Genomic DNA, 7,549 nt, shown 5'->3' on the forward strand with positions numbered 1-7,549 from the left:
GGTCGCTGGTAGAGTACCCCCGCCGCTCCATTTGCGAAGCGACGGGCTCTCGCCCACCCCATACCTGTCAGAGCAATTTAGATGCCAAATTGTTTGACCCGTTATGGAGCACAGCCTTCGCGTTGCCAGTCGGTCCTGCCGGTCGCCTTCTCGTCGCTCTACCTCGACATCGATAACCATGCACATCATGCCGCGTTGGCCGCGATCACGAAATTGTCGGATTCGTACGAAGCAGAGTTCTGTACGATTCCAACCCTTTAACTTTGCACACCCCTGTTTTGTAATTCGGCGGCTGGGGGACGCCGTGCATCAGGTCGCATTTCACTGTCAATCGCGCGCCAGTGGGCGTATCTTCTCTAAATCGTCTGCACGTGTTTACGGGCGCGGACGGCAGGGAGATTGGAAAGCTCTTGCCCCAAGCGGGATTGAGCTATGACCAATCAAGAGAACGATTCCTATAAAAACCAATTGTTGCGTCGGCTTAACCCTGGTGACCTGGGGCTTTTGCAGCCACACCTTGAACTGTGGGACCTCGAGCTGAAAATGACATTGGAGAAAGCCGATTCGGAGATCGAAACGGTTTACTTCCTGGAAGACGGCATTGCCTCTGTGGTCGCGGCGGCTTCAGGTAAGGAGGCCGAGGTAGGTCTTGTCGGCTTTGAGGGAATGACCGGTGCCGCGCTCGTGATGGGCGCTGACTATGCGGCGCATCAATGTTACATTCAGTCGCCCGGCAGCGCTTTCAGGATCGGAGCCGAGCCCTTCAAGGAGGCTCTTGCGAACAGCCCAACGTTGCGCCTGTTCCTGTTGCGCTATGTCCACTACTTCCACATCCAGACCAGCTATACGGCCCTGATCAACGCAAAATCAAACCTTGAAGAGCGGTTGGCGCGCTGGCTTCTAATGTGTGACGATCGGGTCCACGGCGAACGCCTTGCGATCACCCACGAGTTTCTCGCCATCATGCTTGGAGCAAGACGCCCAGGGGTTACCGTTGGACTGCAAGTGCTGGAAGGGCGCGGTTTCATCTATTCTCGACGAGGCGAAGTGCATATCAGGGACCGCAGCGGCCTTGCGGCTTGCGCAAACGGCACCTACGGCAAACCGGAGGCCGAGTATGCGCGGCTGGTTGGATGAGAGCGCCTTCCCAGCATGCCGGACGTGGACCACTATAATAGGTGGTTCCAGACACTTGTGCCTCGCGCCAGCAAAACAGCCCGTCCCCATATTGCCGATACAGGAAACGGGGTGCGGAAGCCGCGATGCGATGCTCCCGCAATTCAACTTTGGACGCGCATGGATGTTGCGTTAGCTTCCGCTGACATGCTGCAGTCAGCTACCGCGACACCGAAAGTCGTTCATATCCCGTGGGTCAGTACAAGGTAAATAGCGGGCACTAACATCAACCAGCCGCCCATTCCTAGAAACACCAAAATGGCCATGCGCTCTGTTCGCCTGACAAGGTCGGCAATGTTTTCCTCGTCCGGCAACGAGACGGCGTCCGCAAACCCCGCGGCATGGTCGTTGTCATTTCCCGGTTGGTTTGCGCTGCCACTCGCATTCAATCTTTGGACCAATGTCATTGTTATCGTTCACCAAAAAAAATCCCAACCGGCCCGTTCTCGGCGCGCGAGCCGGAACGGGCCAAGGCGGAAAACTAGTTAAAATCGAAGGACGACCGAAGGTCCCCGTCGGCGGTAGCACCGGACGCGACGGCGGCCATGCCGCCAGTAACTGCGGCAAACCCGTCTCCAGCCTCGCCGGCGGCGGCGGTGGGGACGGTGGTGCCAGTCCCGATGGTAGACTTGCTGCACTTCTGCCTGTGCATCTTCGTCAAAGGTCGCTGTTTGTGGCGTCTCAAGTTCATCGAGGATGCCGCGTCCGGCTCCTGGAACACCCGCCACTGCGTCGATTGGGCGGACAGCGCTTGCAAGGGCCGCTGCCCCGGCAACACCAAACATTGCAGTCAAGAAGGATCGCCGATCCATAATAAACCTCCCAAGGTACCTGAGCTAAAAAGAGCGCGCTGCCGAATGAGCAGCCCAGCGCACGGTGAAATACAGGACCCGCCAGCCGCCGAAGCGGCTCACGGGTCCTATCAGCGCAGGAAGGGACGTACCGCGCCGATCCACGTCATGTCAGCCAAGGACTATCCCCATCACCAGGAAGGTGATGGCTGTTGCCAAAATCGGTGCGAGCAACCATCGCGCCTGGCCGACACTTTTTTCCACTGTTTCTCTCCGCGTTTGCAGAGACAACAACCTTCAGGCCTAAGCCGTTCCGCCTACTCCCAACGGGTAAGACCATTGCGTTTGCCAATCAGACTTTGGTCCTGCGCCAGGTTCAGCCAGAAGCCCGTATGAGGAACGTTTGGCCTGGCGACGTGTTCGGGTGGCCAGCCGATCGTGCTGCCGCCAGTTACAAGAGGAGAAAAACTATGAGGATGCACCTAAGCAGCGCCGCTGCGGCGCTCTTGCTGTTGGCCAGCGTCGGCGCAGTTGCGGCACAGGATGTGGTTGTCACACAGGAACAGGACACCGTCGTGCGCGAATACGTGAAGAAGCAACCCTTGGCTTCTGTGAAGCTTCCGGGGATGGAGTTGAACGTCGGCACGGCTCTGCCAGACACGGTCGAGCTCCACGAGGTCCCCAACGTCAAATACCGCTGGTCGACAACCGAACGGTTCTGGTGGACCCGAGCACACGCAAGATTGTGAAAGTCTACGACTGAAACTTCGAACCGGCCACGCCCGCCGGCAGGGATGGCGGCGGGGTGTGCTCGTCAAACCGCCGCTGAAATCGGACAAATGAAAATGATGAGCCCTGAAGTCGAGACGTCGCAAGCGCTCGTGGCGCGCCTGGCTGATCTCCAGGCGAAAGCGCGGGCAGCACCTATAAACGAAGCCGAAATAAAGACCTTCCAAAAGCTCGCAGCCGTCACGGACGACAGTTGCGGTCATTCGGCTCGGGATTTGGCCGTTCCAGGTTCGATGACGACATAGTGGTGCACGAGGTCACACCCTGATCGCCGCCGCCAAAATCCGGTTCTGCCTGCGGATCGCCGCGCGCAGCTCCGGGTATCTATGCTCCAAAATATCCCAATTTGGCTGCCTTCTATGACGCGCTCGCAACCTGGGCGGATGCCCCAATCCTGGTGAACGTGTTCCGCACCCTGACAGACTTGTTGACGTAGGCGACCCAGAGCCCTGTCACCACAAACGAGACTATGGGGGCCACCAGCGCATCGCCTGCGAGCACCAGGCTCACCGGAACGCCCAGAACTGACGCAACCCAGATCGTGTCCAGGATAAACACGACGGGAATCGCCAGCCACTGGAGCAGAAACAATTGCGGAAAGCGGCGGCTACGCCGCAGCATCGAAACGAGCACAATCAGCTGAAGCGCCAGAATGCCAGATTGAGGGCAACCTCGCCATACACCGCCAGCGGCCCATTCGAGAGGGTCATGAGTTGCTGGTAGCCGTCGGTCGAATTGGCGAAGTCGGCAAGCGTCCGCAATGGTGACACTGCCTGACCGATAGCCAGCAGCATCAGCCAGCCGCCGAAGCCCACAAGAGCCTCAGGATTCTGTGACGGCTTCGCGGCTGATCGAACGGCAAGGAAAACAGGCACGCCGATCAACAGCAGCAAGATCGCCCAATGCCAGACTGAAAACGTCCCCATTTACCCCTCCCCCTATTATGCCCTCCTAGGTTGTACCAGATTTCGAACTCAACTCAAGAGGCGACCCGCGTCTGAAACCAGGTCTTGTGCGGAAGCGACGCTTTCTCCTGCCTGCTCCTGACGTGTCACACCCCAATCGCCGCCACCAATATCCTATTCTGCCTCCGTATCGCCGCGCGCAGTTCCGGTATCTTCGCCGCGTCACGCTTCACGAATTCGATGAACATCATGTTCATGTTGTTGAAGATCAGTTCGCCGAGCGCTGCACCGTCGATGTCCTGGCGCACCAGGCCAATCTCCTGCAGCCGGGCGATCAGGGCGCGGATCTGTTCGGTCAGGGCGCGGTCGAGCGCGGTGTAGGCCTGGCCGAACGGGCTGTCGGGCAGTTGCGTCGAGATCGCCATCGCCTGCCGCCACATCTCCTTGCTGAGATAGTGCAGCGAGTGCTCGATATAGATGCCGACCAGCGTGTCCAGCGCGTCGCCGACATTGGCCGGCGGCTTGGCGACGACGCCTTGCCCGGCATTCAGCACCTCGTTGACCTCCAGCGAGACGATGGCGCCGAGGATGTCGCCCTTGTTCTCGTAGTAGTTGTAGATCGTCCCGACAGAGACCTCGGCCTGCGCGGCGATCGCCTCGATCTTGGCGCCTTCGTAGCCGGCCTCGCGAAACAGTTCGGCCGCCGCCTCGATGATACGCCGGTGCCGGTCCGCCTTTTGCCTAGCCCGCAATCCGCTCATTCCCAGCCTCTTGCCACAAAACAGAATTGACTCAATTTTAGAATTGGTTCAATTTTTTGCAAGAAGCCACAAAGGCAAGGGAGAACACTCGATGTCACACACAGCCAGCAATCCGCTTTCCATCCTGAAGACCCGTTTGCGCACAGCTGCCGCAGCCGCGGCGCTGCTGCTTTCGACGAGCGCGCAGGCCGCCGATCTCAACGCGCTGATCTGGTGCGATCATGCCGATCCGGCCTTGCTGCAGCCTTTCGAGGAGGCCAATGGCGTCAAGGTCAACGTCAAGGAATTCGAGGGCACCGGCGCCGGCCTCGCCATCGTGGAGCAGTCGCAGCCGGGCGACTGGGACGTGATGGTGATCGACAGCATCGACGTGCCGCGCGGCGTCGAGAAGGGACTGTTCGAGCCATTGCCGGAAGACAAACTGCCGCTGGCCGATCTGTTTCCGCAGGTGAAGATGGACAGCTCCACCGTGGCCGGCGGCAAGCGCTACGGCATCACCGAAAAGTTCGGCTACAACACGATCGGCTACAACAAGACCAAGGTCGATCCGGCCGACATGCAGTCGATGGCGGCACTCACCGGCGACAAGTACAAGGGCAAGGTCGCCATTTACGACTACTACCTGCCGGTCATCGGCATGGCCGCACTGGCGATCGGCAAGAAGACGGCCGATCTCACCGAAGCCGACCTGCCCGCCCTCAAGGACGAGCTCTTGAAGATGAAGGCCAATGCCAAGCTGGTCGGCGAAGTGACCGCCAGCCAGACGGCGCTTGCGACCGGCGAGGTCGACATATTGGTCGGCGGCGGCGAATGGGTGACGGCGGGCCTGGCCAAGGAAAACCCGGCGCTGGACTTCTCGGTCCCCAAGGAGGGTGCGATTCTCTGGTCGCAGTCGCTGGCCATGTTCAAGGATTCCAAGAACAAGGACATGGCGCTGAAGTTCATCCAGTACATTATGAGCCCGGAAGGCCAGGCGCGCCTTGCCACCTCCTCCTGCTATTGGGGCATGCCGGCCAACACCAAGGCCGCACTCACCGACGACCAGAAGAAGGCCCTGCGCTTCGACGAGCAGCCGGGCTTCCTGGCGCGCGCCCAGGCCTATCCGGCGCCGAACGCCGATCTCGACAAGAAGATGCAGGATATGTGGACCGAAATGCTGCAGGCGAAATGAGCCGATAGCGCTCATGAGCAGCTCGGCAAACAACGGACGTGCCCTGCCCCGGGCGGGCTCTGCTCTGCCCCGGGCGGCCCTGCCCCGGGCGGGCTCTGCCCTGCCCTGGGCGCTGGTCACGCCGGCGCTCGGCTGGACGCTGCTGTTCTTCGTGCTGCCCTTCATCGCCATGGGGTTTTCCAGCCTGACGGCGCATGAGGGCGGCGGCTTCACGGCGTCCAACTACAGCCAGTTCTTCAACAACCCGTCCTACTGGCAGGCGATGGTGAACTCGCTGCAGGTGACCGCGATCGTCACCGTAATTTCGGTGCTGCTCGCCTATCCCTTTGCCTGGATCCTCGCCGAACAGGTTCCGGAACGCTGGCAGCGGCTGGCACTGATGCTGGCCGTGCTGCCGTTCTGGACCTCCTATGTCGTGCGCTCCTACTCCTGGCTGCTGGTGCTGGCGCAGAACGGCGTCGTCAACCGGGCGCTGACCGGCTCCGGCCTCATCAGTGAGCCGCTGCAGCTCGCCAACACGCGGTTCGCCACCGTCACCGGCTTCGTGCACTTCTTCGTCATGCTGTTGACGCTGACCATCTTTGCCAACCTCAAGCAGTTGAGCCCGAGCTACCGCAAGGCGGCCGCCGATCTCGGCGCCGGGCCGGTGCGCACCTTCCTGCATGTCGTGCTGCCGCTGACCTGACCTTGCCTGGCATCATGGTCGGAGCCTTCCTGACCTTCGTGCTGTGCATCGGCGATTACATCACGCCGCAGATCTTGGGCGGCAACAACGAGCTGCTGATGCCGCAGCTGGTGATGATGCAGATCGGCAGGCGCGGCGATTTTCCGCTGGCCTCCGCACTGTCCATCATCCTGATGGCGGTGGTCACATCAGCCTATCTCGCCTGCGCGCGCTGGCTGAAGATCGAGCGGGCCTGAGATGCGCCGGATTGTCCGCATCGCCTCCTGGCTCTACGCGCTCGCCGTCTACGGCTTCATCTTCCTGCCGGTCGTCGTGCTGGTGCTGTTTTCGCTGCAGGCGACGTCGTTCCCGATCCCGCCCTTCACCGGCCCGTCGCTGCGCTGGTACGATGCGGTTCTTTCGGACACGCGGCTGACTTCGGCGCTGGTCAACTCGCTGCTGGTGGCATCCATCTCCTCGCTCGCAGCCGTCACGCTCGGCTTTCTCTCCGCCTGGGGCTTTGCCCGCTTCGTCCTGCCTGGCTCCGGCCTGCTGCGCGGGCTGATCACCCTGCCGCTGACGGTCAGCTATTTCATCATCGGGATGGGGCTGCTGGTGCTGTTCAACTGGGCCGGCGTGCCGAAATCGCTGCTTGCCGCCGGCATCGGCCATGTCGTGATCAACCTGCCGCTGTGCTTTGCCATCATCTACAGCCAGATGGGCGACCACCAGATCAACATCGAGCGTGCCGCGCGCGACCTCGGCGCGCCGGAATGGAAGGTGCTGCTGCTGATCACCGTGCCGGTCATGGCGCCCGCCATCTTCGCCGGCTTCTTCCTGTCGATGACCTTCTCCTGGGACGAGTTCGTGATCTCCTTCCTGCTCACCCGCTTCGACACCACGCTGCCGGTCGAAATCTGGAACCTCCTGCGCTCCGGCCTCAACCCCAAGACCAACGCCGTCGGCTCGCTGGTCTTCGCGGTTTCCATCGTGCTAGTCGTGCTGTTCGAATTGACATTGCTGCGCAGGAGAAAGGCATGACTGCGCCTTTGGTCGATATTCGCTCCGTCTCGCATCGCTTCGGCCAGCACACCGTGCTGAAAGACGTTTCGCTGCAGATCGAGCCCGGCAGCTACACGATCCTGCTCGGGCCGTCCGGCTCCGGCAAGACGACGCTGCTCTCCATTCTGGGCGGCTTCGTCACCCCCAGCGAAGGCAAGGTGTTCATCCGTGGCGAGGACTGCACCTCGGTGCCGCCGGCCAAGCGGCCGACGACGACGGTGTTCCAGGAC

7 protein-coding genes and 2 pseudogenes are annotated in these 7,549 nt (G+C 61.0%); 6 read left to right on the forward strand and 3 right to left on the reverse strand.

From position 1 onward, the window contains the following. Positions 1-432: 432 nt before the first annotated feature. On the forward strand, positions 433-1,137 hold the full coding sequence (locus EN750_RS10915; RefSeq protein ID WP_127396421.1) for a Crp/Fnr family transcriptional regulator: 705 nt from the start codon (positions 433-435) through the stop codon (positions 1,135-1,137). Positions 1,138-2,437: 1,300 nt separating this feature from the next. Beyond that, positions 2,438-2,730 (forward strand): annotated as a pseudogene (locus tag EN750_RS10930) (DUF1236 domain-containing protein). A 383-nt stretch (positions 2,731-3,113) separates the two neighbouring features. On the opposite strand, the gene EN750_RS40615 reads toward EN750_RS10930, so the two are convergent. The 3 genes from EN750_RS40615 to EN750_RS10945 form a co-directional block, all read right to left on the reverse strand. After that, positions 3,114-3,377 (reverse strand): DUF2569 family protein, encoded by a 264-nt coding sequence (locus EN750_RS40615; RefSeq protein ID WP_245482674.1) that lies wholly within the window; start codon positions 3,375-3,377, stop codon positions 3,114-3,116. A 14-nt stretch (positions 3,378-3,391) separates the two neighbouring features. Continuing rightward, positions 3,392-3,649: a hypothetical protein gene (locus EN750_RS40620; RefSeq protein WP_245482675.1), complete on the reverse strand. Its 258-nt coding sequence runs from the start codon at positions 3,647-3,649 to the stop codon at positions 3,392-3,394. A gap of 158 nt (positions 3,650-3,807) precedes the next feature. Beyond that, on the reverse strand, positions 3,808-4,422 hold the full coding sequence (locus tag EN750_RS10945; protein WP_127396424.1) for a TetR/AcrR family transcriptional regulator: 615 nt from the start codon (positions 4,420-4,422) through the stop codon (positions 3,808-3,810). A 91-nt stretch (positions 4,423-4,513) separates the two neighbouring features. On the opposite strand from EN750_RS10945, the gene EN750_RS10950 reads away from it, so the two are divergent. The 4 genes and pseudogenes from EN750_RS10950 to EN750_RS10965 form a co-directional block, all read left to right on the forward strand. Further along, the gene (locus tag EN750_RS10950; RefSeq protein WP_127396425.1) at positions 4,514-5,593 is read left to right on the forward strand and encodes a spermidine/putrescine ABC transporter substrate-binding protein; all 1,080 of its coding nucleotides are present in this window, start codon (positions 4,514-4,516) and stop codon (positions 5,591-5,593) included. Positions 5,594-5,606: 13 nt separating this feature from the next. Next, positions 5,607-6,514: pseudogene (locus EN750_RS10955) on the forward strand (ABC transporter permease). A gap of 1 nt (position 6,515) precedes the next feature. Then, complete coding sequence (locus EN750_RS10960) at positions 6,516-7,298, forward strand: ABC transporter permease (protein WP_127396426.1); 783 nt, start codon at positions 6,516-6,518, stop codon at positions 7,296-7,298. After that, positions 7,295-7,549, forward strand: a 255-nt coding sequence (locus tag EN750_RS10965; RefSeq protein WP_127396427.1) for an ATP-binding cassette domain-containing protein, incomplete at its 3' end; no start/stop codon positions are given. The genes EN750_RS10960 and EN750_RS10965, both read left to right, overlap by 4 nt.

Origin of the sequence: Mesorhizobium sp. M7A.F.Ca.ET.027.03.2.1 (genome assembly GCF_003999175.1) — a bacterium.
In the GTDB taxonomy this organism is placed as follows: Bacteria; Pseudomonadota; Alphaproteobacteria; order Rhizobiales; family Rhizobiaceae; genus Mesorhizobium.

Bases quoted from the DNA above. Each gene is read 5' to 3' on its own strand.
- EN750_RS10915 (WP_127396421.1), top strand. From the start codon at position 433: ATGACCAATCAAGAGAACGATTCCTATAAAAACCAATTGTTGCGTCGG.
- EN750_RS40615 (WP_245482674.1), bottom strand. From the start codon at position 3,377: ATGCTGCGGCGTAGCCGCCGCTTTCCGCAATTGTTTCTGCTCCAGTGG.
- EN750_RS10945 (WP_127396424.1), bottom strand. From the start codon at position 4,422: ATGAGCGGATTGCGGGCTAGGCAAAAGGCGGACCGGCACCGGCGTATC.
- EN750_RS10950 (WP_127396425.1), top strand. From the start codon at position 4,514: ATGTCACACACAGCCAGCAATCCGCTTTCCATCCTGAAGACCCGTTTG.
- EN750_RS10960 (WP_127396426.1), top strand. From the start codon at position 6,516: ATGCGCCGGATTGTCCGCATCGCCTCCTGGCTCTACGCGCTCGCCGTC.